Genomic DNA, 580 nt, shown 5'->3' with positions numbered 1-580 from the left:
CGGTCTCGGCCTGCGCGGGCAGGTCGGCGAAGTCGTCGTCGTCCGTGCCGACGCCGCCGGAGTGCCCATTGGCCGCCAGCTCGTCCCCGTAGTGCCGCAGCATCAGCTCCTCCAGCGTCGGCGGGTGGCTGATCAGGCTGCGGATGCCGAATTCGCCGAGCTTGCGGATCGCCGCGTCCAGGTGCGCGCCGTCCACGGCGAAGTGCACCCGGCGGTCGGTCAGCCGCACCCCGTGGATGCCGGGTTCGGTATCGAGTCCGGTGGCCGGGCGCTCGGTCTCGGCCTCGACGGTCGTACGGGTGAGGTGCCGCATCTCGCTGAGCGTGCCGGACTGCACGTTCCGCCCCAGCCGGATGATGCTCACGCGGTCACAGAGCTTCTCGACCTGCGCCAGGATGTGGCTGGAGAGCAGCACGGTCTTGCCCGCGGCCTTGGCCTGGAGGATGACGTCCTGGAAGACGACCTCCATGAGCGGGTCGAGACCGGCCGTGGGCTCGTCCAGGAGGAGCAGTTCGGCGTCGGAGGCGAGCGCGGCGACGATGGCGACCTTCTGCCGGTTGCCCTTGGAGTAGGCCCGGCC

General features: G+C 70.9%; 1 protein-coding gene. It reads right to left on the bottom strand.

All coding sequences use genetic code 11. The features are described from left to right. The coding region (locus BHU15_RS37630) for an ATP-binding cassette domain-containing protein (protein WP_255293321.1) at positions 1-580 on the bottom strand (580 nt) is incomplete at both ends.

It is taken from the genome of Streptomyces niveus, assembly GCF_001723055.1.
Taxonomy (GTDB): Bacteria; Actinomycetota; Actinomycetes; order Streptomycetales; family Streptomycetaceae; genus Streptomyces; species Streptomyces niveus.
This window is presented reverse-complemented; position numbering and strand designations above follow the sequence as displayed.